The organism is Hymenobacter mucosus, from assembly GCF_900188255.1.
Taxonomy (GTDB): Bacteria; Bacteroidota; Bacteroidia; order Cytophagales; family Hymenobacteraceae; genus Hymenobacter; species Hymenobacter mucosus.
This window is the reverse complement of sequence record NZ_FZNS01000003.1, coordinates 528,169-552,699: the sequence shown is the minus strand read 5'-3', so window position 1 is coordinate 552,699 and position 24,531 is coordinate 528,169. Positions and strand designations below refer to the sequence as shown.

General features: G+C 54.5%; 19 protein-coding genes, 1 tRNA gene and 1 pseudogene. 9 read left to right on the top strand and 12 right to left on the bottom strand.

The window, feature by feature from the left end; translation table 11 throughout:
• Positions 1–77 precede the first annotated feature (77 nt).
• The 3 genes from pyrE to CHB83_RS09580 all read right to left on the bottom strand — a co-directional run bounded on the left by pyrE (position 78) and on the right by CHB83_RS09580 (position 2,504).
• The gene (gene pyrE / locus CHB83_RS09590) at positions 78–701 is read right to left on the bottom strand and encodes an orotate phosphoribosyltransferase (protein ID WP_394340142.1); all 624 of its coding nucleotides are present in this window, start codon (positions 699–701) and stop codon (positions 78–80) included.
• 190 nt (positions 702–891) lie between these two features.
• Positions 892–1,653 carry an orotidine-5'-phosphate decarboxylase gene (gene pyrF, locus CHB83_RS09585; protein ID WP_045688887.1) on the bottom strand — a complete coding sequence of 254 codons (762 nt, stop codon included), beginning with the start codon at positions 1,651–1,653 and terminating at the stop codon, positions 892–894.
• Positions 1,641–2,504 carry a dihydroorotate dehydrogenase gene (locus CHB83_RS09580; RefSeq protein WP_179225500.1) on the bottom strand — a complete coding sequence of 288 codons (864 nt, stop codon included), beginning with the start codon at positions 2,502–2,504 and terminating at the stop codon, positions 1,641–1,643. The genes pyrF and CHB83_RS09580 overlap by 13 nt, the downstream gene beginning before the upstream one ends.
• 1,056 nt (positions 2,505–3,560) lie before the next feature.
• On the opposite strand from CHB83_RS09580, the gene CHB83_RS09575 reads away from it, so the two are divergent.
• Entirely contained in the window at positions 3,561–4,124 is a 564-nt protein-coding gene (locus tag CHB83_RS09575; protein WP_045688889.1) for a DUF4468 domain-containing protein, read from the top strand.
• Between the two features lie 86 nt (positions 4,125–4,210).
• Here CHB83_RS09575 and CHB83_RS09570 read toward each other — a convergent pair whose 3' ends face one another.
• The 4 genes and pseudogenes from CHB83_RS09570 to CHB83_RS09560 all read right to left on the bottom strand — a co-directional run bounded on the left by CHB83_RS09570 (position 4,211) and on the right by CHB83_RS09560 (position 9,909).
• Entirely contained in the window at positions 4,211–5,923 is a 1,713-nt protein-coding gene (locus CHB83_RS09570) for a lysophospholipid acyltransferase family protein (RefSeq protein WP_089332461.1), read from the bottom strand.
• Positions 5,924–6,304: 381 nt separating this feature from the next.
• Positions 6,305–6,949 (bottom strand): annotated as a pseudogene (locus tag CHB83_RS09565) (DNA/RNA non-specific endonuclease); the annotation flags it as partial.
• Positions 6,950–6,961: 12 nt separating this feature from the next.
• Entirely contained in the window at positions 6,962–7,192 is a 231-nt protein-coding gene (locus tag CHB83_RS24100) for a hypothetical protein (RefSeq protein ID WP_245855311.1), read from the bottom strand.
• Between the two features lie 506 nt (positions 7,193–7,698).
• On the bottom strand, positions 7,699–9,909 hold the full coding sequence (locus tag CHB83_RS09560) for a hypothetical protein (protein WP_143437082.1): 2,211 nt from the start codon (positions 9,907–9,909) through the stop codon (positions 7,699–7,701).
• 360 nt (positions 9,910–10,269) lie between these two features.
• Between CHB83_RS09560 and CHB83_RS09555 the strand changes: the two genes are divergently transcribed.
• Genes CHB83_RS09555 through CHB83_RS09545 form a run of 3 tightly spaced genes read left to right on the top strand, consistent with a single transcriptional unit; the run spans position 10,270 to position 16,359 of the window.
• Positions 10,270–11,640 carry a sigma-54-dependent transcriptional regulator gene (locus CHB83_RS09555; protein ID WP_089332459.1) on the top strand — a complete coding sequence of 457 codons (1,371 nt, stop codon included), beginning with the start codon at positions 10,270–10,272 and terminating at the stop codon, positions 11,638–11,640.
• Positions 11,641–11,663: 23 nt separating this feature from the next.
• Positions 11,664–15,272, top strand: coding sequence for a PAS domain-containing hybrid sensor histidine kinase/response regulator (locus tag CHB83_RS09550; protein WP_089332458.1), 3,609 nt, complete (start codon positions 11,664–11,666; stop codon positions 15,270–15,272).
• A 16-nt stretch (positions 15,273–15,288) separates the two neighbouring features.
• Complete coding sequence (locus tag CHB83_RS09545; protein ID WP_089332457.1) at positions 15,289–16,359, top strand: flavin-containing monooxygenase; 1,071 nt, start codon at positions 15,289–15,291, stop codon at positions 16,357–16,359.
• Positions 16,360–16,767: 408 nt separating this feature from the next.
• Here the strand turns inward: CHB83_RS09545 and CHB83_RS09540 are convergent, their stop codons facing one another.
• Complete coding sequence (locus CHB83_RS09540) at positions 16,768–17,139, bottom strand: T9SS type A sorting domain-containing protein (RefSeq protein WP_045688894.1); 372 nt, start codon at positions 17,137–17,139, stop codon at positions 16,768–16,770.
• Positions 17,140–17,318: 179 nt separating this feature from the next.
• Between CHB83_RS09540 and CHB83_RS09535 the strand changes: the two genes are divergently transcribed.
• The 3 genes from CHB83_RS09535 (at position 17,319) to CHB83_RS09525 (ending at position 20,581) form a co-directional block, all read left to right on the top strand.
• Positions 17,319–18,434 carry an NAD(P)/FAD-dependent oxidoreductase gene (locus CHB83_RS09535; protein ID WP_089332456.1) on the top strand — a complete coding sequence of 372 codons (1,116 nt, stop codon included), beginning with the start codon at positions 17,319–17,321 and terminating at the stop codon, positions 18,432–18,434.
• Positions 18,435–18,628: 194 nt separating this feature from the next.
• The gene (locus tag CHB83_RS09530; RefSeq protein WP_089332455.1) at positions 18,629–19,801 is read left to right on the top strand and encodes a type III polyketide synthase; all 1,173 of its coding nucleotides are present in this window, start codon (positions 18,629–18,631) and stop codon (positions 19,799–19,801) included.
• Positions 19,802–19,858: 57 nt separating this feature from the next.
• Positions 19,859–20,581 carry a methyltransferase domain-containing protein gene (locus tag CHB83_RS09525; protein ID WP_089332454.1) on the top strand — a complete coding sequence of 241 codons (723 nt, stop codon included), beginning with the start codon at positions 19,859–19,861 and terminating at the stop codon, positions 20,579–20,581.
• A 40-nt stretch (positions 20,582–20,621) separates the two neighbouring features.
• Here the strand turns inward: CHB83_RS09525 and CHB83_RS09520 are convergent, their stop codons facing one another.
• On the bottom strand, positions 20,622–21,530 hold the full coding sequence (locus CHB83_RS09520; RefSeq protein ID WP_089332453.1) for a histone deacetylase family protein: 909 nt from the start codon (positions 21,528–21,530) through the stop codon (positions 20,622–20,624).
• A 111-nt stretch (positions 21,531–21,641) separates the two neighbouring features.
• Positions 21,642–21,716 (bottom strand) — tRNA-Val (locus CHB83_RS09515).
• 204 nt (positions 21,717–21,920) lie between these two features.
• Between CHB83_RS09515 and CHB83_RS09510 the strand changes: the two genes are divergently transcribed.
• Both CHB83_RS09510 and CHB83_RS09505 read left to right on the top strand, forming a co-directional pair.
• Positions 21,921–22,622 (top strand): porin family protein, encoded by a 702-nt coding sequence (locus CHB83_RS09510; RefSeq protein WP_052695266.1) that lies wholly within the window; start codon positions 21,921–21,923, stop codon positions 22,620–22,622.
• A gap of 104 nt (positions 22,623–22,726) precedes the next feature.
• Positions 22,727–23,230 (top strand): DUF6992 family protein, encoded by a 504-nt coding sequence (locus CHB83_RS09505; protein ID WP_052695267.1) that lies wholly within the window; start codon positions 22,727–22,729, stop codon positions 23,228–23,230.
• Between the two features lie 58 nt (positions 23,231–23,288).
• On the opposite strand, the gene CHB83_RS09500 is transcribed toward CHB83_RS09505, so the two are convergent.
• Both CHB83_RS09500 and CHB83_RS09495 read right to left on the bottom strand, forming a co-directional pair.
• Positions 23,289–23,855 (bottom strand): type 1 glutamine amidotransferase domain-containing protein, encoded by a 567-nt coding sequence (locus CHB83_RS09500; RefSeq protein ID WP_045688897.1) that lies wholly within the window; start codon positions 23,853–23,855, stop codon positions 23,289–23,291.
• 145 nt (positions 23,856–24,000) lie between these two features.
• A complete protein-coding gene (locus CHB83_RS09495) occupies positions 24,001–24,525 on the bottom strand; it encodes an acyl-CoA thioesterase (RefSeq protein ID WP_089332452.1) in 525 nt (174 codons plus the stop codon).
• Positions 24,526–24,531 lie beyond the last annotated feature (6 nt).

Genomic DNA, 24,531 nt, shown 5'->3' with positions numbered 1-24,531 from the left:
TGCCCGCGTGAGGAAGCATACCCGCGCAGGGTACGCCGAAAATGCCTTGCTCCGCCACCGGTTGCAGCGAAGTAGGTTTAAGAAAACGCTTTTTCCGGCCGACTGCCGGGTTTCACCACCGGAATACCTGCCCGGCAAAGCGGGCAATCATCGGGTGCGTAGGTGGCCGCCGTTACCGGCAGCAGGGCAAAGTTCGGAAAAGTTAGCTCAGCTTTCCCACCTGTGCGGTCAATTAAACTTGCCACGGCCAAAACTTTTGCGCCCAGCCCCTCCAGCACCTTGGCTACTTCATTGGTGCTCTTGCCAGTAGTCACCACGTCTTCAGCAATGACAATTTTCTGGCCGGGCTCAATGGTAAAGCCGCGCCGCAGGGTCATCTGGCCCGTATCGTCGCGCTCGGTGAAGATGCCGGGTACGCCTAGTTGCCGGGCTAGCTCATACCCAATCACCACGCCGCCCATAGCCGGGCCTACCACCACATCGGGCTGCAACCCAGCCTCCTGAATTTGCCGGGCCAACTCCGCCGCGGCTGGGGCCGCCAGGTCAGGCCGGCGCAGAAACCGGGCGCATTGCACGTAGGTATCAGAATGCAGGCCGGAAGAAAGGCGGAAGTGCCCGCGCAGCAGTGCGTCTTCCTGCAGCAATTGCTGCTCTAAGTTTTCGGAGGTGAAGGAAGCTTGGGGAGAGGGCAAAGGGGACACTAGATACAAGGTTGAAAAAGCGTTGATACTAAAATACCATGCTGAGCATGTGGCGCCTCAAGCTAGTGATGAAGAAGTTCTACCGCTACCTCAGCTGACATAGGCCTCTGCAACGAAGCAGTAGAGATGCTTGCTTACAGCGACCTTCGGGTTCGACAAGTGGCTCTCAGCTCAAGCATGACGGTTGATGCTACACCGCTACCGGCCGGAACTGGTTGATCTGTTCCATCAGCTCCCGCGCAGCGGCGCCGGCATCAGCCGCTTGCCAAATGGCACGCGACGTATTAATAAGGAGACCGGAGCCGTCGGGGCGCAGGCCAGCACGCATGGTTGCTTCCAAGTCGCCGCCTTGGGCACCGACACCGGGCACTAAGAACCATTGTTGCGGAGTGAGACTACGCGTGCGGGCTACCGCTTCCGCATTGGTAGCACCTACTACTAGGCCAATACCACCATGTGCCTCGTCTAGCTGACGGGTAATACTGGCAGCGGCATCTGACAAGGCACCACCGCTAAGCAGGGCCATATCCTGCAGAGAGTGGGCAGGCTTATTGCTGGTTTTGGCCAGCACGAATACCAGCTTACCGGGACGGGCAAAGGGCACAATGGCATCGTCCCCCATATAAGGATTCACCGTCACGCTATCAGCCCCTACCACGTCGTAGGCGAAGCGGGCGTAGTGGTCGGCTGTGTTGGCAATGTCACCGAATTTACCGTCCAAAATTACCGGGATACTTTCGGGAATGCGCTGTACCGTCTCGCGCAGCAGCTTCACGCCGTCTTCTCGGCTCAGGAAAAAGGCCAGGTTTGGTTTAAAAGCGGCGGCATACTCACTGGTTTGGTCAATGACTTTCGCCAAACGGTGGGCTACCTGCGCGTCGTCGCCTACGGGGTCAAGCCCGACGCAGAGCAGTGAATTGGCGTACTGAACGCGTTGGGTTAGCTTTTCCATTCGGAAGAGATAGTTTCAGATTGAAGATGCGTGCACTCCGCTGCTAATCGGGCCGATAAGCCCGGTTCCAGCCATTCGCCGCTGGCCACTTGCACGGCCGAAGCGCCACAGCGCAGGTAGTCGGTGACATGGTTAGCGGTAAATACCCCGCCTGTTCCGATCAAGGGAAGGGTTATGTTTTCATCGTGGGCTAGCTCCCATACACAACGCAACGCCACCGGTCGTAGCGCCTCCCCCGATAAGCCACCGGCTACGGGAGTAGCCGTAACATCGTCGGGTAAGTGCAGTGCCTTCAACAAATTCGTAGCGGCCAGGGCCGTAGCACCGCCTTGCTGCGCACCTAGGGCCAAGCCCCGAATATGCTCTGGCCACGGTGGCAGCTTCACAATGACGGCTGCTTCCGGGCCAAGCTCGTTGCGCACGGCTTGGGTAGCTTCGCGCACAAACTTGGCGCTCAGTTCCTCTCCATTACCTGTGTCGGGCTGGGCGATGTATACTTCCACGCCCGCAATCAGGTCGCTAGCTTCGCGTGCCAGAAAGCGGGCAATCTTGCGAAAGCCCGGAATTCCAGGCGCGGTAATGCTCACAAACACCGGTACGCCGTAGCGCCGCAGCTTTGGTAAGTACTCCTGCACCAAAATCTCGGCGCTTTCGGTGCGCATATTGGTGGCATTAAGCAAAGTCTGATCGGCGACTTGCCAAATACCTTCTTCGTAGAGCCCGGGCTTGGGCTCCATGGTTACGGTGCGAGTGAAAATTGCGCCTAGCCGCTCGTAATCCGCTCCATCTAGCTGCCAGGATGCAGCCGCGAGGCACACAGGGTTCTGAAGGGTGAGTTTGCCGAGTTGCATTGGGTTAAAAGCTATGATTTCGCTGGCGGCCCTTGCCATAGCAGTGGAAAATCAGCAAAATTAGATGAGTGCGCTACTTTCGAGCTAGGCCTGGGGCAGCTAGCGTATTATCTATGAAGCACCTACAAAACAGGGTGGCCAGTTCGCGGACCGACTTGCGTCAGAATCCCCCTGATATATCACCCCGCTCCCTATGCCACCCCGTGCCTTTGGGTGGGCAACGGTAAACTGTTGGTGGCTGAATTCTTATTGGTACTAGGCTCCCTTGTGCGTAATAAAAGGCCTGTCTCGAGTGATCTGCTGGGCAAGGGTGGTACTATCGGTCATGGTGGGGAGCAGTATGGGCTGAGAGGAAGTTAAAAAAGTGCGGGTGGGCACCACTAGATTTTGCCGAGTCAACCGAACTAGCTGAACATAAAAAAACCGCTTCGAAAACCGGAGCGGTGAACGGGCAAAAACCGTAAAAAACAAACGAACCAACGGAGAAAAGGGCCTTCTGGTCATCTCGAAGGACGCTTTCGTGGAAGGTCCCGCCCTCCATCAAGTGTTGGTGGTTGAGGTGAAGCACGACGCAAAAGTACTACTTCCTCCCCAGTGGGCAAGTAAACCAGGGTTAATTTCATGTTACCAAAATGTTACCAACCACTCGAATCCTCCTTTAGTCTGGCTCATGCGTAAGTATAACTAGATCAGTGATTATCAATGCACTTTACATTTTTTCAGCCTACTTGCATGTAGCTTCGGTTCCTAGTTATATTTGTTTTTTCAAGACCACTGCACATTCACGTAATCTGTAATTAACAAGGCTTCATCTATAAATAGTACAACTATTTTCTTTGCTTAGTATTTTATGCACTATTAATGAGTGGTAAGAGAAATAGCGACGTGGAAAAAATCAGCAATGCTCTACGCCTAGTTTCTACTGCCCAGTTGGGACTTAACATAGAAATTGATTGGATTACTACCCGATTAACATATTCATGACTCACTTGCTTTTGTACAAATCATACCTTTGCTCAGGGTTTTCCAATTTTGCTTTTGACCATTCCTGTTACCATGAATAAAGTGCTATTAAGTGTGTTGTTAGGGGGTATGTTGGCCTTGGCTCCGGCAGCGCAAGCACAATCAGAGCCAGTTGCCCCCATCGAATACAGCGAGCGAGTGCCCTCGGAAGGGTCCGGCCGCACCTTGCTGTACCGTCGTGCTTACGATTGGATGGAAAATCACTTTGCTTATGGCCCCAAAAGCGTAATCAAAGCTGACCCCGCCGCCGGAAGTCTGCGCGTTACGGGCACTAGCAAGATTAAGCCCGTTGATACCAAGGGGAAAGAGCAGGAGGTAGCCGTACGGTTTGATTTTACATTTCGGGCTACTGATAATGGCTACGAATACAGCGTCAATACCTTCCAGGCTATTCCAGATAGCAAACAGCCGAGCCAGGCGCTGGCTCTCGATGAATACATCACCCGCTTTAAAAACGACAAAGCAGACGAACGCACGCACAATGCGCGCCGTCTAACGGCACAAGCTTCGTCCGTGGCAAGTGAAATTGCGATGTCGTTCCGTTCCTACATGAACAGCCAGCCTGCGGAAGGCACCGTTGGCGTGTCAGAGCGTTAGAACACTATCTATCTTTAGCGGTAGCAAAGCCCAGCAGATGCTTTCTGGTGGGCTTTGCTATGCACGGCAGTTACCAGGAGTAGAGCTTACGCATCTAGCAGCCGATGAGCACGCGCGGGCAGTTTTCGAGCGTCTAGCACCAGAAAACCATCTAGGGAATTGCTGCATGCGGGGTTGAGGTTGACCCCAAGTAGACGAGTGTTTTGCCATATGTACTGCCGCAATGCAACTGGTATCTCACTTGTCGTCAGCCCACCATCTTTCCCAAAGGACGAAGAATCAGTCAGTTGCTGTAGCTCGCTTGTGTCCGGCAGGGCATGTGGCTCGTCGGTAAAAGCGTGGTAGCGAACCTGCTTGCGGGCGCGCACGAGTGACGCCAGGGCAGGATCAGTATGATGCTGGTGTAGGTAGCGCATCAGGGCCGCCTTGGGCACCGCCGGGAACTGACGGCTCACGTTTAAAGAACCGATGAGGTAGCGGTACTCGGGGTAACGAATAAAATATTCGGCCAGTGCCTTCCACAATAATACGGCGGGTAAGGGCTGCTGCGCATACTGCTCGCAGACACAAATGCTACTCACCTCCACCGATTCGTGTAGCAATGGTAGCAGCGCCTTTTTCAGCCGGAATAGTGAGTGCAGGTAGAATCCCTTCTTGCCATGCTGCTGCAGTAGGTTTCGGCCCCGCCCTAAGCGGCAGGCAGCAGCTAAGCGGTGGTTGATACGGTCATAGAGAAACACATGCCAGTGATGAGCATCGTACTCTGGTAGGTTGCGCAGGGCATCTTCCGTCAGCGGGCGGGGGGAAGCTAGCCGCAACCGCTTAATTTCCCCTAGCACCGTCGGAATTTCCGCCATTTTGGCCATGTACACTTCCCACTGATGATGGCGTAGTAGGCTACGAGACGGCCGTAATGCCTGAATTTCGGCTTCCAGAGCATACGTAGTAGCCAGAGCCGCCAGCGGTTGCGTAAGCTGCTTCGACGCCTCAGAAATAGCTCCTCGACCAGTTAACTGTGCCTGCACGCAGGCCGACCGCTCGGCAGCCGATACACTATTCAAGTGTTTGGTGGTACATGGACGGCCAAGACGCACGTGTACAATTTTACCTTGCATGCCCACTAAGTCGGCCGGTATGGTAGCGCCGAGTAAAAAGGGTCGCACCACTCGGTACACGCCCCAGGAGTTACTGGGCTCGAAGGATACTGACACCGGCAACACGGGGGTTTGCACAGCCGCAATCAGTTGGTGTAGTGACGGCTGCCAAGCGGATGTACTAGCATCTGCCAGCACGGGGAAACGCGGCCCTCTCCCACCCTGCGAAAATACAAGTAGGGGTGTATCGTTGTGCAGGTAGCGGAGTACGTGGGGCACCAACTCTGCTGCACCAGGGCCTACGTTAGTTGCTGTTGGCGAGGGAGCTGTTATGAGGTTGGCTATGTTGGGCTGTAGCGGGGCTAAAATCTCGTCGGCTATTATCCGCAGGTCGGGTCGGGCATCTCCTAGCACGTACAGCAGCACCAAGCTTTCAAGTAGGCCGCCAGGTTGGTTTGCAATGGCCAGAAAAGAGCCGTCCGATGGTATTTGCCGTAGCTCAACCGGGTTGTAGCGCACCTTGATATTCAAGTCACGCAGCAAGTGCCCAATAAATGCTCGCCCCGTTAAGTGCTGATGCCGGGCATAAAGCTGACGCAGCATACGCAACTGAGCCCACGGCTGCCACAAAGGACGCAGCAGCTCTTGGTAGCGCCGACCCAAAGAGCCGGACGATGACACGTTTGATTTAGAAGTTAGCTGCATGAGCGGCAGGCGATGCGAAGGCCCGGAAAATCCTATAACAGATAGTTATCAAACTTCGCAAAGAGAAATTAGCCCGCCATTATCTGGTCATTATCAAACCATTACCAAACAGGCTATATAGGCAGAAAAGCCGCGTTGCAGCGCGGCTTTTCCAATCTTTCCACCTCACAATTGCCTCTTCACTTCACTCGATACAAAGGTATAGGAACCGGGATGGGCCTGCGGAAGAGTTTCGACTAATAACAATAATTTAAAGATCAAATCAAGCCATTGCCCGACCAACATTTCTTGGCCACAATTAGCCTAAACAACTGGCTGTCAAATAAGAATGCCGACCATTTAGCTCATGGCCGGCATTCTGTATGTACTATACTGCTGGTATCAGCTGGTAGGGCCCGCATCTACGCGCGATTCAACCGCGCTTTGCACTGTGGCTGACACTGCCGACAGTAAATCATAGCCCGTAGCCGCCTCAATGGCATCGACGGTGGTGCGATAGGAGCCCCAGGTAGTCTGAATTGTATTGTCATTGGGGGTGTCGATGGCAATAACGCGGGTGCTGGTAGTCACGCGGGAGGCATCACTAGAGCCGTTGGGCAATACCACAATTACCTTCCAGCAGCGCGCCGGTACTGTTACACGGCCTGCATCAAGAGTAGTAGCATACCCATTGGCTCCGGTACCACCTCTGCCGTAACTACCGCAGATAATGTACAGCTCGTTGCCGGCATTGGTGAGGGTGCGGCAGTAGTTCTCCAGGTTAGCCCACGTTTGCTGGTTGTTGCGCGGCGCCTGAGGCATCATATTGGTCATCAAGAAGGTAGCCGAGTTGTCGGCGACGGAACCGGTGCGGTCAGCAGAAGGGCAGTTGTGGCCCCGGTCGAAGCCTGATCCGCTGTAGCTGGTGCTTCCTACCCGATACCATCCACTGGGCAGTGTAGCATCGGCGGCGAAATTGTCTTGGCGGGGCGTGCTACCCAGCCACGCGCTGCTCAAGTGCCAGCTTACCCAGTTCGGGATACCCCGGTCGCGGTGATATTACATACTAAACTGCGACTTTGTGAGCAGGTAGTTGGTATAGTTGGTGGTGCTGGTGGTAGCTCCGCTCGGGTTGCCCATAGCCAAGTTACTTTCTCGAGTAGCCGTGGCATCGGCGCTCTGCGATACAGCCGCAGGGTTAGCAGCGGGTATTACACTGTCTTTGGAACACGAAACGGCCAAGCTGGTCAGTAGGGCTAGACCAGTAATGCGGTAGATCACACTCTTCATGTGGATGAGATGGTTGTGAAAATGAAAAGGAGGAAAAGGACAGGTGCGTAAATGCCCAGCAAAATTGGGCAGTTTACGGCAGGGCCATATTACCTCATCATTATCATTTTACTCATACACAATTACAGACTAGACATAATTATGATCATTTAATATTAATACTATTATATGTATCATTAGAGCATATTTATTTATCAATAATTTGTTATACAATTAGTTACTACACAAATCACTCACATACCAGCCTCTTTATTCACTATTCCACTGTCAGAAAAAATAGAGCGATACAGTTTCATTACAACAGGATATTGAATGTACTCACTACCAACCAGCAAGTAGCAACAATTTGCAGTATCAGGTCCCTTTTATATGCACCACCTGCCGAACGCAAAAAGCCCCGCTGACCTGCAACAGCGGGGCTTTTGGTCGCATAATGATAGGTAGGGTGGATAAGAATAGAACTAGTAAATAAAGTCTTGGTGAGTAGCTGGTAGCTAACGGAACCGTTAGCGGCCAGCTACTACGAGGCGTTGTGTAGCCACGCGCTGCCCGGCGTTGTTCAGGAGCACGAGTTGATATATGCCCGTGCGTAACAGGGCTGACGGAAGCACTACCTCGCGTCCGGATACGGCTAGACGGCTTATTAGCTCAGCCCGGGCTCCATACACAGCAAGGGAATTGCCTTCGGTTGCTGTTCCGGCTAATTGCACCCGGATGTTTTCAGCGCCAACAGCCGGATTGGGATACACAATGAGGGCCAATGCTGGAGTGCTCCACTTCACAGGCACCACCTGCGAGTAATGCTCTTTGCCATCCATATCTACTTGCCGCAAGCGATAGTACAGTATAGCAGCCTCTTGCTCACCTGCTTCGGCATCGCGCAAGAGATACTCTTGGCGGCTAGTGGTAGTACCTGCTGCTGCTACCCGACCGATAGGGGCAAATCCTTCTGCCGATGTAGCCGAACGCTCTACTACGAAATGGCTGCTGTTGGCCTCCGAGGCTGTCTGCCACTTTATGTCTACTCCGCCGCCGGCTGCTTTTGCTTGGAAGCTAACCAACTGTACGGGTAGCGGCCCACTGGGACCAATCAGGTTGGTTGGGAAGCCTAGGCGCTGCTCCTCGGCGAAGGCGTAATACACCTGGGTTTCCGTGGCTAAGCTGATGGCAGCAGCGGCAGGCAGATCAAGCTCAACCCATCCAAAATCACGAGTAGTCAAGAATGACAGCGCCGTTTTGTTGCCACTAAGCACACTTGCATTTAGTAAGCTACCATCACTAAATGTTTCGCGGAGTGTAACCCCATCAGCGGCGTAGGTGCGCAGGGTGGTGTTTTCCAATAGTTTCAGGTTCAGCAGCCCCGTGCTTGCCCCAAGCACTACACCGGCTCGGTTGCCAGCAAACCCGTTGCCTTCTAGTTTCATACGCACCCGCACCCGCTCGCCGCCAGCTACCAGAGGCTGCGTGATGGTTGTGAAGTTCGTAGTGTCTGGGTCAACGGAGCTTAGGGGGTTGGTAATGCCACTACAGCCGCTGGTGCTAGAGCCGATGCTAATGTCGGCACAGGCCACGCTACCCCGGAATGTCTTGACGTTGGTGGTTGCCACGGGGAGCGTAGAACGTACGGGCTCAGGGTCCCGGAAAGCTTTGCTCTCAATCCCAAAACCATAGAACACGTTCAGGTTATAAGTAGCTGATACCAAGCTATTCTGGCGCAGTTCAACGCGGTCAAATGGTTTGGTAGTAGAGAAGCTAATCTGCGACTTGTCGTCGGGTAGTACATTGACTTGCAGCGCATTTATGCCCGTGGCTACTTCCTGCTGCTTGTCGCCAAGGTAGGTCACCACGCTAAAGCCGTTGAGGACGTTCAAGTCGACCAACCCAGCGCTTCCTACTACAAAGCCGGCGCGGTAGTCAGTTGGCCCCACTGAGCGCGTAAGCTTCACGTTCAGAAAGGACGGGCAGTTCACTTGCGCCAAGCTACCGAACGTCGCAAAGGTATTCACGTCATTATCGGCAGCGCCGGCCGGGTTGGTGACGCCAGAGTTTACGCAGCCCTGCACCACCCCGCCCGGTATGGTTCCGGAAGTAACGTTATTAGTTGTGATGGAAGTAGCGCCTAAGTACTGCGTGTTCGTATTGTTGCTTTTGAAGCTGTAGGCGTAATACAGCCGAAACTTGGTTGCTACGCTTGTAACAGCCGCATATTCTACCCGCAAGGACGTGAATGGCTTCTTCGCAATAAACTCTAACCGGGTGGGGGCTTGGGCCACTAGTTCAGCGTTCAGCAACGACCCGCCGTTATACGTCTGGCTTCCTTCGGCACCCCAGGTAATAATGCTTAGGTTATTCAGTACGTTGGCCCCGGCCGTGGTCAGCAGGTCGCCATGCCTACTTAGCACAATGCCCGCCCGCGAGCCTGAAGGCACTGCATTTGCCATCTCGGTAGTTACTCCTACGGGAGAAGAATTTAAAACCGACAGAGTACGAGGATGTAGGATAGCATAATCTTCTAAGTTGTCCTTGGTCCCGAACCTATCAGGGAACTCTATCCCAACACAGTCGTTGAGAACTCCGCAGTTTAGGGAGGTATGGCTTGACACCGTACCAGAGTAGATAACGTCTGTATTCTGGGTTTGGGCTACAGCTAGGTGAGAGCAGTAGGTAAATAGCAGAGCTACTGCACCTGCTATACGGCTAGGTAGAGCGAATTTCATAACGAACTAACTGAGAATGAGAGTACAGGCCGGGACATTAGCAATAGGTTGTCCGCGGTGCAGCTCTTTCAATTCCACAGCCAGTTTTTAAAAACTCTTGCTTTTATCTGATTATCAGTATATTATATTAATATAGCAAGTATTATATTCTCCCATTTCAAGAACTCAAGCACTAGAATGGGAAAGTTTGGTAAGCCCACAAATCCAAGGTATACTCGCAGTATACCGAGCTTTTTTCCCACTTTGAGCTACCGAAAGCCCCCTTGTTGTAATTGAATATTTTTAATGCGTAATCTGGCTACCACCTCCTGATTACTATCGTCATTTCTATCGCAACAAGGTTTACCACCCTCTAAACCTATGAGCACGTCGTTACCCATCTCCATCTTTATTGTCGAAGACAATGCCTGGTATGGCGAATTGTTAGAATATAAGCTGGCCCAGAACCCCGACTACAGCATCCGGCGGTTTACTACTGCGCAGTCCTGTCTTGACAACCTTTCCACCAAACCAGATATCATTACACTGGATTATTCCCTGCCCGATGGTAAAGGCGACCAAGTATTGCGTCAGATTCGGGAAAAGCTACCGGATGTATTCGTAATCGCCATTTCGGGACAGGAGGATGTACGCACAGCAATCGGCTTACTTCGGGAAGGGGCGTACGACTACCTCGTTAAGGATGAGGAAACTGCCGACCGGCTTTGGAACGCAGTAGGCAATATTCGCAAGCAGCTAGAGCTACGACGAGAGAATACTCGCCTGCGCGAGCAAATTGGGGAGAAGTACGAGCCGGAGCGTGCCATTTTGGGAGAAAGCCCCCAAATCAACCAGCTTTTTGCTCTTATTGAAAAGGCAGCTCGCACCAACATCACGGTATCGTTGAGTGGGGAAACCGGCACGGGCAAAGAATTAGTAGCGAAGGCCATTCACTTCCGCTCTGAGCGTAGCACGGGAGCGTTTGTGGCCGTGAACGTGGCAGCCATTCCGCGTGAGCTATTGGAGAGTGAGCTATTCGGCCATGAGAAAGGTGCTTTTACTGGTGCCATCGTCCGCCGCATTGGCCGCTTTGAGGAGGCACACAAGGGCACCTTGTTTTTAGATGAAATTGCCGAGCTCGATCTGAGCCTGCAAGCTAAGCTGCTGCGGGTTATTCAGGAGCGGGAAGTTACCCGGGTAGGAGGTAACCAGCGCATTCCCTTCGACGCTCGCCTGATGGTAGCTACTCACCGCGACTTGGCTCAGGAAGTGAAAGAGGGCCGTTTCCGGGAAGATCTGTACTACCGGCTTTTGGGCCTACCCATTCAGCTGCCTCCCTTACGGGAACGGGGCCGCGACGTACTTCTGCTGGCCGGCGCCTTCCTCCAGGATTTCTGCGGGCAAAACAAAATGGCGGCCTGCTCCTTCTCGCCCGCTGCCCAGCAAAAGCTACTGAGCTATCCGTTTCCGGGAAACGTGCGCGAGCTCAAAGCAGTGGTTGAATTGGCCGCAGTATTGGCCGAGAGCGACGTAATTCAGCCCCAGGATTTGTCGTTGCGCGGCAGCACCGTTTCCACCCCCGAGCCCACTGAAACGCCTGGTGGTGAGTCGTTGCGCATTCAGATGGCTAACATTGTGCAGCACTATCTGGACACCCACAACGGGAATATTTTGCAGGTTGCGGCCAAATTACAAATCGGAAAATCCACTATTTACCGTATGGTACAGAATAACGAGGTCCGCTTGCGCTGACCTTTGGTTTTATTCTTCGTGCCATGAGTTCTATTAGCTACCGTCAGCTAGCGCGCCGATTGCGCTATGTGCAAAATGCTTACACTACCGCCCGTCAAGAGTGTCAAGCGGCCGAACAGCAATTAATTGAGCTATACACCCGCTCACAAGCTGCCGCCGCCCAAGCGGCGGCTCTCTCCCATACTGTAAATACCGCCCTACTTGCCGAAGATGAGCAGGGTATCATTACGCTGCTGAATACGCGGTGCTGTGAGCTGCTACTACTACCTCAGCCCAGTACCACGTATATCGGCCAACCGAGTTCAGTGCTGTTACAAGACTTGGCCGCTGTTTTCCGAGAACCAGAGCGTTTTCGGGAGGACCGGGCACTTATTACCCGTAGCCGAGAGCGGGTAAGCGGCCAGCTATATACCCTGCAAAATGGCACCGTTTTGCAGCAAGACTACCTACCAGTAGTGCAGAATGGCCGCACGGTGCTGCACATTTGGAGCTACGAGGATGTAACGCTGCACCAGCAGGCCCAAGAACGCGTGCAAGAGCTTTCGCAACTCGCGGAGCAGAGCCCTCAGCCTATTATTCGCTACGATGCTATGGGGGAAGCGCGCTACGCGAATCCTGCCGCCGCCCGCGCCCTACATGCTTTGGAGCAACCCTCGGAGGCTGATGTGCGCCAGGTATTGCGTCAGGAAATAGCGCGGGCCCTGCAAGCGGGGCAGCCCCACACCTTTGAGCAGCGGCTGGATGGTAGCTTCTATATGTGGACGGTAGCGCCCCTAGGTACTACCGATGGTGTGAACGTGTACCTGACTGATATTACTCTTCGCCGACAGGCTGAAGCCGAATTAGTTCGTAGTCAACTGTTTACTTCTCGCCTCAATGACACGGTACCCAATATCGTGTTCTTGTACGACATGAGTACGGCTAGCGTAGTCTACTGTAACCGGCAGGGTGAGCTGTTGCTGGGCTACACTGAGGCCGATATTGTGGGCATGGGGTCAACTATAGCCGAAAGAATTCTGCACCCTCATGACTTGGAAACAATGCGCCGCCGATACGGGCTGTTTCAGGTGCTGGAGGATGGGCAAGTATTAAGCATCGAATACCGGATGCGCCACAAAAACGGTAGTTGGCGTTGGATGAGCTTGAAGACGACCTCCTTCATGCGTCATCCAGACGGGCAAGCCTGGCAAATCATTGGCTCTGCTTCTGATGTAACCGAACGCCGACATGCCGAGGAGCAACTGCGACAGAGCCGGATGCTGATGGAGCGCGTCACCAACACGACGCCTAACCTTATCTACATCTTCGATATCGATAAGCAAGCCAACGTGTACTACAACCGCTACGTGGAGACCATGCTGGGCTACACCGAGGCGGAAGCCCTGGAACTAGGCGACAGGTTTATTACCCGCATGATTCCGCCGGGCGAGGTACGCCGTTTGCGGCGGCACCTTGCCGAAGTGGCCAGCGCCGCCGATGGCGAAGTGCTGACCATGGAATTTTTCCTGCACCACCGCAATGGCTCCGTGCGCTGGCTGCGCGTAAACAACACCCCCTTCGAACGGGACACGCAAGGCAGGGTACGCCAGATTGTGGGCTCGGCCGAGGACATAACGCGGTGGAAGGTAGCCGATGAGCAACGGCGCTCCGCCAACCGCCGGCTAGCCGAGCAAAACCGCTTGTTCCGCCAGGTAATTGACACCGTTCCGAACCTGATTTACCTGAAGGACCAGCATAGCAACTACGTACTGGCCAATCAGGCAACGGCGCAGCTGTACAGCATGAGCACCGACGAGCTGGTGCATACCCCCATCGAGGAACTGCAAAAGGTCTTCCCCGATTTGGAGCGCTACCGCCGGCACGATGAACAAGTGCTTCGTACTCAACAAGAAATGGCGCAGGAGGAAACCTTCTCGCCTGACGACGACAATGTACGCTGGTTTTACAGCACCAAGCGCCCCTTCCTACTGGCCGATGGTACCGTGCAGGTATTAGGGGTTGATAATGACATTACGGCCCTGAAATGCTCGGAACAAGCCTTGCAGAGAGCCAAGGAGGTAGCCGAAGAAAATGCGCAGGCCCGTCAGACGTTCCTGACCAATATGAGCCACGAAATCCGCACGCCCATGAATGGTATTCTAGGCCTAGCAGAGTTGCTCACGAAAACTACCTTAAACGAGCAGCAGCAGCAGTACCTAACACATATTCAGAACTCGGCTGAACATCTGCTAGTCATCATCAACGATATTCTCGATATGGCTCAGCTAGGAGCTGGCCGTATCCGTTTGGAGTCCCTGCCCTTCGACCTCAACGAAGTATTGCGCAGTAGTTGCCAGTCGCTGATGCACAAGGCCACTGAAAAGGGCATTACGTTGCGCTTACAGCTCCCCCCTGCCGATGTGTCTACGTGGGTGCTGGGTGACCCTCACCGCTTACGGCAGGTGCTGTTAAACTTGCTGAATAATGCCGTGAAATTCACGGAAAAAGGCCATGTGCTACTCACGTGCCAGCGGGTGAGTGCCCCGGGCGCCGAGCCCCAGTTCCAATTTACGGTACTAGATACTGGTATTGGTATTTCGTCGGCTCAGTTGCAGCAAATGTTTGAGCCCTTTGCGCAGGCGTCGGCCAGCACAGCCCGTGAGTACGGCGGCTCTGGACTTGGATTAAGCATTTCGCAGGGGCTGGTGGAGCTTCTGGGCGGTGAGCTTTCGGCTGAGAGTCGCTTGCACCACGGTAGCACCTTCCGCTTTACGCTGCCTTTTGGCGTGCCTACCACTGGGCCAGGCCAACAGGTAGAAGAACCGCAGCCCGAGTATGGGGCCCTGCCGAACTGCCGCGTATTGCTAGCCGAAGACAACGCCGTCAACCAACTGCTAGTGCAGGCTATGCTGGAGCGCTGGGGTGTGCATGTAGACACGGCCTCCTCGGGCCCCGAAGCCCTTAAGCTATTCCGCCTCCACCGCTACGATGTCATTCTGATGGATATTCAGATGCCGGGATTAGATGGGGTGGCCACCACGCGTCTGCTACGGGAACACCCAGATTCGGCGCGGGCTGCTACCCCAGTAGTGGCGCTTACAGCCCACGCCATGCAAGGGGAAGAAGAGCGCTACCTACAAGCGGGCCTCGATGCCTACCTGTCGAAACCCTTCCGTCAGCAAGACTTATTCCGGTTGATTAAAAACCTACTGAGCGGTCGGCCGACGGCCACGGTACCTCAACCTGCTGCGGCTTCTGCTCCACTCACTCCACCGTCGCTCCTACCTACTCCCGCTGCTTCAACGGACGCTCCACTCTATGATTTGAGCAATCTGTTACGGAGTACCGACGCGGCCTTTGTGCGTCGAATGGCCCACTTGTTCATCACCACTACCCCGCCCATCGTAGCGGATCTGGAAATGCACCTTGCCGCCGAGAACCGGGAGCGGATAGCAGCTACGGCTCACCACCTCAAAAGCTCTACGGATAGCTTGCGCATTCAGTCCCTGCACGGCCCACTCCGGCGGCTAGAAACGGCACATGCCGAAACAGAAGCACCTACTTGGGATGAAATCAAGCAACTAGTAGGCCTAGTGCGCCAGAAGCTTGACGCGGTGATAGTAGGTCTGCTGGAGGAATTCCCAATGTCGTAACCAACAGCATAAATAGATGGAAACGGCCGCGAATCCTCGCCTGACGGGTACTATCGTGATTGGGGCGGGGCAAAGTGGGTTAGCAGCAGCTTACTACCTGCAGCAGCACAACCAACCTTTTTTGGTGCTTGATGAGCGTGCTGCTACCGGCGACGTATGGGCTGCCCGCTTCAAGGCGCTGCGCTTGTTTTCCCCTACCTGGGCCAGTGCCTTGCCGGGGTTACCCTGGCCCAAAGCTGCCCACTACTACCCAACGAAGGACGAAGCAGCGGCGTACTTACAGCAGTACGCCGCCCACTTTCAGTTTCCCATTATACACAATCAGCGGGTGGTGCACGTGCAGCTTATGCCCTCTAGTAGCTACCAGGTGCATACAGCTACGGGAACCTGCTACCAAGCACAGCGCGTCATTGTGTGTACGGGCCCTTACTCTGCACCGGCGCGTCCTTCCTTTGCCGATGACCTTCCTCCTACCGTGCAGCAGCTGCATAGTAGCGGGTATCACCAACCGGCCGATTTGAGAGGGCACGGACCGGTGGCTGTTGTAGGAAGTGGTAACTCAGCCTTGCAAATTGCCGCCGACGTAGCCGCAACCGGCCGGCCGGTGTACGTGGCCTTTGATGAGCACACGCCCGCCATGCCCAACAATACAGCAATGTGGGTTTTTCTTACTGCTACGGGCTTTATGCGTGTGCCTGGGCACACAGTATTGGGCCGCCACCTGCGCAATAGCCCCGAGCCTGTGGTGAGCCAAGACTTGCACCGCTTACAGCAGTTTCCACACGCGCACTTTATTGGGCGAGGGCAGTCGGCCACAGCTGCTGGGGAATTATTAGGCGTCCATCATTCTACGCCTCCCTTAGATGCGGTGGTATGGGCTACTGGATTTCGGCCGGCGTTCAATTGGCTGCAAATTCCGGGGAGCATAAATGAGCGGGGCGAGCCATACCACTTCCGGGGTTTGTCTCCCGTGAAAGGACTAGCCTTCTTGGGGTTACCCTGGCTTCACAACCGCCGCTCGGCCCTTATGGGCGGCGCGGGCCCCGATGCGCGCCATGTAGTGAAAGAATTGCTGAAAAGCACATAATTATACTGAAACTACCCTGAGCTAATCGAAGTTATAGAAACAAGCAACGCCCGGTATACCAACGTTTAGTATCCGCACGTTGATTCTTCTCTGTTTCTAATCCCTTTTGTATGACTCTGTTGATCTTCTTCGGCATTCTGCTGGCTACTGCCCTGCTTGCTTTCGATACAATAAACAACGTAAAGGAGATGCTCACGCCAGCTCCTGTTCGTGCTAACAATGGCCGCTAGGCTTTTGCAACGCTCTTTTTTGAAGCCCTTCTGCTCCGCGGAAGGGCTTTTTTGTGCTCAGCATCCTACCTATACCTAGTGTCGGCGCAGAAAGCAGACATACGATCATGTAAGGCACGTATGCGCACAAAAAAAGCAGCCTTGCGGCTGCTTCTTGCAGTATCTCTCAGGGTTGAAATCAACGAATAACAAGCTTACGCATTTCGCTAGAGCTATCGGACTCAAGCTTCACGTAATATAGTCCGCTTGTGAATTTGCTTAAATCTAGGCTTTTGGTGTACCGGTCGCTTAGTTCGGTAAGCGTTTCGCGGTACATCACGGAGCCAATTACGTTCAGGATTCGTAACTCAAGCTTACGCCCCTCAAATCCATTGATAGCAATGTGCACAATGCCCGTGCTTGGGTTAGGATAGACTAGCAAAGCCTTATCCTCACTCGAAGGACGAGATTTGGTACCGCTCAGTTGAGCCTTAGCCTCCGAGACCGGACCGTGCAATGGCCCGAAAGCCAGCAATGCAAGCAAAAGAAAGAAGCGTAGGAGTTTCATCATAAGACCTCGTAAAGCAATAAGATAGGGTCAGTACCTGGAACAATACCAAATAACGTTATGCAACGATTTAGGTTGACAAAGGTAGCAAGGTATTTTAATTGCGACATTGGAATATAACGCATCTTCGATAAACAAAAGCCTTTTCAACTCTTTTTCACCCATTTACCCGACGAAACAAGTTGGACGTTGTCATTATTGGAGGTGGCTTGGCAGGGCTTTGTGCTGCTCTCGATTTGCGCCAGCGCGGCCATGCCGTAACGCTGTTGGAGCGGCGTAGCTACCCCTTTCATCGGGTGTGTGGCGAGTATATTTCCAATGAGGTGCTACCCTACCTACGACGGCTAGGGGTAGCGGTAGCCGCTTTGCAACCGGCGGCGCTGTCGCGCTTTCAGTTGAGCTCCCCGGCGGGTCGTACGTTGGGCGTTCCGTTGGCACTTGGGGGCTTTGGCGTAAGCCGCTACCAGCTCGACCACTACCTCTACAAGCTAGCAGAAGCCCGCGGTGTCGATGTGCGCCAGGGCACCACGGCTACCGACGTTGCCTTCGATGCATCCCAGGACCGACACCATGTAACGCTAGCCGACGGCAGCCACCTACTAGCCCGGGTGGTACTGGGGGCCTATGGCAAACGCAGCACGCTAGACCGACAGCTCCAACGCTCGTTTTTTCAGCAACGCTCGCCTTACCTAGGTGTGAAGTACCACCTGCGCTACGATCAAGCAAAGAACCTCATTGCCCTGCACAACTTCGCCGATGGCTACGCCGGAATTTCAGCAATTGAGGATGACAAGTACTGTTTCTGCTACCTCACCACGCGCAACAACCTGAAAGCGTACGGCACTATTCCGCAGCTAGAGCAGCAGGTACTGGCCCGCAACCCCTTTTTGGCTCGCATCTTTCAGGAAGCCGAGTTTTTGTATGCGCAGCCTGAGGTAATCAACGAAATTTCTTTTGCTCCCAAGCAAGCCGTGGAGCAGCACGTGCTTATGTGTGGCGATGCCGCTGGCTTAATTACGCCGCTGTGCGGCAACGGCATGGCAATGGCTATTCATGGCGCTAGCCTAGCTGCCGACTATGCCCATGCCTTTCTGGCCGGCCAATACACGCGTGTTGCGCTAGAAGCAGCTTACCAGCGTACGTGGCAACGGCACTTTGGGCCGCGCCTACAGGTAGGGCGCACCGTACAGAACTTGTTTGGGCGGCCTGTTCTAAGTGAAGTAGTAGTTGGTAGCCTGCGCTACTGGCCCGCGGCAGTGCGTGCGTTGGTGCGCGGTACTCACGGCACAGCCTGGTAATACTGCCGCGGGGCGGCTAGCAACTTATATAGCTGTAAAAAGTTGATTTACAGCTACTACACACGCCTAACCCACAAACAAACGCACGTGCATGTCGGCGTAGTTAACCGGTAACCAAACTACTTTCTTAACATGATTTTGCCCTTTCATAAACAGGACAGCGCTCCGGACGGATTTTGCGTAAACTGCAAATAATGACCAGCTACCTCTGCGCCATTGGCACGGCCAATCCGCCCCACCGTATTCCGCAACCCCAGATTGCCACTTTTATGGCGGGCGCTCTGCAACTCGACGAAGCTGCTACCCGCAAACTGCACGCCCTGTACCGAGTTTCGGGTATCGGGCACCGATATACTGTATTGCCCGACTATGGCCGCGCAAACGGCGACTACGAGTTTTTCCCGAATACTCCCGGGTTAGAGCCATTTCCCAGCGTAGGACAGCGCATGGCGCAATACCGCCAGCATGCCTTACCCCTTTCCGTACAGGCAGCGCAGGCCTGCTTAAGGCAGTTGCCTGAGGTCCGCACCGACACAATCACGCATTTGGTTACCGTGAGCTGTACTGGCATGTATGCGCCAGGGCTTGATATAGAGCTTGTAGCGGCCCTTGGGTTGAACCCAAACGTGCAGCGTACCTGCGTAAACTTTATGGGCTGCTACGCGGCCGTAAATGCGCTTAAGCTAGCAGATGCTTTTTGCCGGGCCGATGCTAACGCTCGTGTGCTACTGGTGTGTACGGAGTTGTGCACACTCCATTTTCAGAAAAGCCAAGAAGACGACCATTTGGTTTCCAACGCGTTATTCGGTGATGGCTCGGCAGCGGCACTAGTGCAAGGACGGCCGGCTCAGCAGGGCAACAGCTTGGCACTGGAAGCTTTTCACTGCGGACTAGAGCCCGATGGCCAGCAGGATATGGCGTGGCACATCAACAATTTTGGCTTCGAGATGACGCTGTCCTCCTATGTGCCGCGGCTCATTCAGCGGGGTATTCGGCGGCTTACCGAGCAGCTGCTAGCCAACTTGCCCGTGCATCTAGCCGACGTAAAGGCCTTTGCCATTCATCCGGGCGGGCGCAAGATTCTGGAAACCATTGAGGAAGCATTAGAACTAAGTACGCACGACAACCGCTACGCCTACCAAGTGCTGCGCGACTACGGCAATATGTCGTCGGCCACGGTGTTATTTGTGCTGCAGGAACTGCTCCGTAATCTTACTCCCGCCGATACCGGTGCGCCCGTCCTTAGCTTTGCTTTTGGCCCGGGACTCACCCTCGAAGCCATGCTCTTAAAAGTAGTATCGGCTATGCCAGCCAGCCAATACGCTGCTGAAAACCAGCAAGTAGCAGAAGAAGCTCTTTCAGTGTAGATTATACTCTGGGCCCGGCTGCGTGCTTTCCTTTTTACCCTGTTTGACGCTTACCTAATGCCCGACTTGCGCCACCGTGCCACGGAAGAAGAGCTGATGGACGACCTCACGCTGGCCTCCGACGCATTGCGCCGTAACCTCGATGAGCTCGAAACTATTAACACATGGTTGGGAGGGTACGCGCCCGTACTGGATGCCTTAGAGCAGTTGCGGCCACAGTTCCCCTCGGGTCGGCCGTTACGCCTAGCCGATTTGGGTAGTGGCGGCGGCGATACGCTTCGTCAAATAGCCCGCTGGGCACGGCGGCGAGGATTAGCTGTAGAGCTGGTTGGCATTGATGCTAACGCATTTATGCTGGATTACGCAGCTAGCAAAAGCCCCGACTACCCCGAAATCAGTTACCAGCAGGCCGACATTTTTGCGCCACCGTTTCAGCAGCAACAGTTTGACGTAGTGACAGCCAGCCTGTTTTGCCATCATTTCTCCGATGTAGCCCTTACGCAGCTGCTACGCCAATGGCCCCAGCAGGCTGCTCTAGCTGTTATCATCAACGATTTACACCGTCACTACCTGGCTTATCATAGCATCCGGTGGCTTACCAAGCTATTAGGTGGCTCTTACTTGGTTCAGAACGACGCACCGCTGTCGGTAGCCCGGGCTTTCTCACGCGCAGAATGGCAACAGTTGCTGGCCGCCGCTGGGGTGGCGCAGTACTCATTGCGCTGGCGTTGGGCCTTCCGCTGGCAGCTAGTACTGCCGGGTACCTCAAGGCAGCCGTGACCAAGGCACTAGTGCCAGCGGTTCTTTGCGTTTCACTAACTTACGTCCACAGGTCGGCGGCAATGCGGAAGGTATTGACGTGAGCATCTACAATATCGGCAATGCGAGGAGAGTAGCCCCCACCCATGCACACGACCACTGGCAGCCCCGCTTGGTGGCAGGCAGCCAGCACTAGCAAGTCGCGCTGACGGCAGCCTTCTCGGGTGAGAGCCAGATGTCCGAGCTTGTCGGTAGCTAGCACATCTACTCCGCTGAGGTAAAAGACAAAGTCGGGCTGATGCTCGGCCAGCAGGCGCGGCAACGTTTGCCCCAGTAACGACAAATAAGTTGCGTCATCGGTGTTGTCGGGCAGGGGCAAATCCAACGAGGAGTGCTCCTTGCGGTGCGGGTAGTTGCGGGCACCATGCATACTGAACGTGAACACGCGCGGCTCGTGCTCGAAAATAGCCGCAGTACCGTTGCCCTGGTGCACATCCAAATCCACGATGAGAATGCGCCGTACGCCTAGCTCGGCGTGAGCAAGCAAGTAGTTGGCAGCGGCAGCTTGGTCGTTGAGCAAGCAAAACCCCTCACCCCGGTCGCGGAAAGCATGATGGGTACCCCCCGCAATATTGAGGGCTACCCCGTGCTGCAAGGCCCGCCGGGCACACTCCAGCGTACCACCCAGAATAGTTACCTCGCGCTCAATCAGCTGTGGGCTCCACGGAAAGCCCGTGGCTCGCTCTTCGTGGTGGGTAAGCTCGCCGTGGCACAGGCGTCGGTAGTAATCGGGGTCGTGCGTGAGCAGGATGCTTGCATCAGGCGGAGGCTGGGGCGTGAAGAAAGCACTGGCAGGTACAATGCCTTCGCGTAGCAACTGCTCAGGCAGCAGTTCGTACTTCAGCATCGGAAAGCGGTGGTTGGCCGGCAGCGGGTGGGCATACAAGGGCGCCCAGGCAATAGAAAGCATACGCCCCGAACCTACGCAAGTCAGCCAAGAAAGTAGAATACCCTTGCTGCTGAACACAAAAATAACCGCCTGGATGGGCGGTTACTTCCGGATTCGGGGGTGGCTTTGTAGTGGGGCGTACTGGGCTCGAACCAGTGACCCCTACCTTGTCGAGGTAGTGCTCTGAACCAACTGAGCTAACGCCCCTCGTAAAGCCATGCTGGCGGCGGCCGTAAAGAGCCAAAGATATACTTATGGCAGACAAATATACAGGGTATCGTTGTGCAAAATTTAGGCTTTAAGCCGGCTTATCCTGTAACCTTCTGACAGAACGCTAGTATAGCGCCTTACCGATGCTTCCCTCCCGTTCTGGCAAGCTATTCCCTTCATCTGCCTCATCGTTTCCGCTCCATGAAAAAAGCAGCACTTCTACTCTCTTTCTGCGCTCTGAGCGCCGCCGCCACTGCCCAAACTGAAGGCTCGCGCGTAAGTGGCATCCGTTCCTCTACGGACTATGCGCCGGGCTCCGGCAGCAGCGATTCGCGCAATAATGGCTTTGGTATCAAAGGCGGTCTGAACTGGTCACAAATCCACGGCGACGACAAGGACAACTACGACAACCTGGGCAGCTACCGCAACTTCCACGCGGGGGTATATGCCCAGTTTGGCTTCAACGACAAATTCTCCATTCAGCCGGAAGTACTGTACTCGCGCCAAGGCTTCGAGGGGAGCTCTGCATCCCGTTCCAACACGAACACTTACTTCACTCGCCTCGACTACATTCAGGTGCCCGTGCTGCTGGTGTACAACATTGTTGATAACGTAAGCGTGCACGTAGGCCCTCAGGTGTCGCTGCTGACAAAAGTGCGCGAAGCTGGGCAGGAGCGCAAGATTGCCAACGAAGACAACCTGTACGACTACAGCTACAACAGCCTCGACTACGGCCTTTCTGCTGGTTTAGAAGGGCGTATCGGTCCGGCCCGTGTGGGTGGCCGCTACACGGCTGGCTTTGCCGATGTTATTAAGGATCCAAAAAATACGGCGGCCCAGTCGCTGGCAAATATCAAAAACGGCGCCTTCCAGGTGTATGTAGGTATTGGCATCTCCAACTAACCCTACCGCCCACTAGTTTGTATCAAAAGGAAGCCCTAGTGGCTTCCTTTTGTGCTTTAGCTCCCTGCCACGCCTAGCGCACTCCTCGTTACTACCCGCTACCTATGATTGATCTTGCCGACCTGCCGCTTATTAATCACGCTCGCGAGCTGCTGGTCGAGCGAGGTATGGGGGTGTTGGGCACGTGGGCCCTGCTGAACTTGGTGGTAAGCGGCTACTATGTGAAACGCACCGATGCCCGTACGGAAGCGCACCACTTCCACCTCATGAACGTGGCGTGGAATGTGGTGAACACGCTGCTTGCTACCTGGGGCATTCTGCAAGCCCACCCCAACCAAGTCACTACCCTCACTCTAGCAGAAAGCCTGGCGGCGCAATTTACCTTCGAGAAGATTTTAGTGCTTAACGTGGGCCTCGATGCCGCCTACTTGTGCGTAGGTAGCTGGCTGCGGGCCCAGGCGAGTTCCGCAGCCCAACGCCCCGAGCGTCTACTGGGGTTTGGGAGGTCTCTGTGGGTGCAGGGCGGGTTCCTGCTCTTGTTTGATGCTGGTTCATACCTAGTGTACCACCAATACGCGGCGGACTTGCTAGCCCTGCTACCCCAATAAAAAACGCCCCGCTGACAACTGAAGCCAGCGGGGCGTTTTTGCCCGGTATTGGTAGGACTTAAGCGTGCGTAGGCTCCTTCACCAGCGCCTCTTTAATTTTGTCGTTGAAGGCCGGAAGATCTTGGGGGTTGCGGCTGGTGATAATATTTCCATCTACTACCACTGTTTCGTCTACCCAGTTACCACCGGCATTCTTGATGTCGGTTTTGAGGCTGGGCCAGCTGGTAAGCTGCTTACCGCGCACCACGTTGGCTTCAATCAGCGTCCAGGGGCCGTGGCAGATGGCTGCTACGGGTTTGCCAGAGCGCACAAACTCGCCAATAAAGCTTACTACCTCTGGCTTGGTGCGCAGCACATCAGGATTGATTTGACCACCTGGCAGCACTAGGGCATCGTAGTCGGCTACCTTCACGTCGCCAATTACTTTATCCACATCTACGCTGTCGCCCCAGTCTTTTTCGTCCCATCCTTTGATGGAACCGCTTTTAAGCGAAATCACATGGGTTTCGGCACCTTCGCCTTCCAGAAATTTCTTGGGTTTCTCGAGTTCCGATTGCTCAAACCCGTCGGTGGCTACAATGGCTATTTTTTTGCCCTTGAGGGCGTCGCTGCTGAAGAGACTCATGTTAGGTTGTCGTTATAAAACGTACTACAAGTGAAAAGCCGATGCCACTCGTAGGGGCATCGGCTTTTCTTTAACGAGAGGAAAAACGAGGTGTTCGGCCAATACGTCTCTTCTGGCTTATAAAATTTCGGGTTTAGCTGTTGAGCTAGTCTTCGTGCTCGGCCCGCTCGCGCTTGAGCTGCTTGCGGAGCCGGTGTACTCGCTCGTCGAAGCCATCGGGGTCATAGCTTACCTCTTCCACATCCAGTTTCTCCAGCATATCCATCAGCGCATCGGAGTGCTCAGTACGAGTACCTTGGGGCACGCGCACAAAGGCCATTTCTGACCACAGCACCGACTTAAGACGTAGGCCATCTTCGCTCAGCATTTGCATCTCTACTACCAGGTTAGAGTTGTCGAAGTGAATCAGCTGGGTCCGGATGCGCACTAGCTCGGCGTGGTTGGCTGGCCGCAGGTAGGCAATGTGGTGCTTGGTAATTACCCAGCCCGCTCCCGACTCGCGCGCCAGCTCGCCCAGGTTGAGGGCGTAGTGCTGAATGGTGTGCTCCTCCCGCGCATTCAAAAAATAGTCGAGGTAGCGGGCATTGTTGAGGTGCCCAAGCATGTCACAATCTTGAAACAGAATGCGGTGGATGGTTTCGGGGGTGCGCACCAAAGACGGAGAAGCCATGGAAGG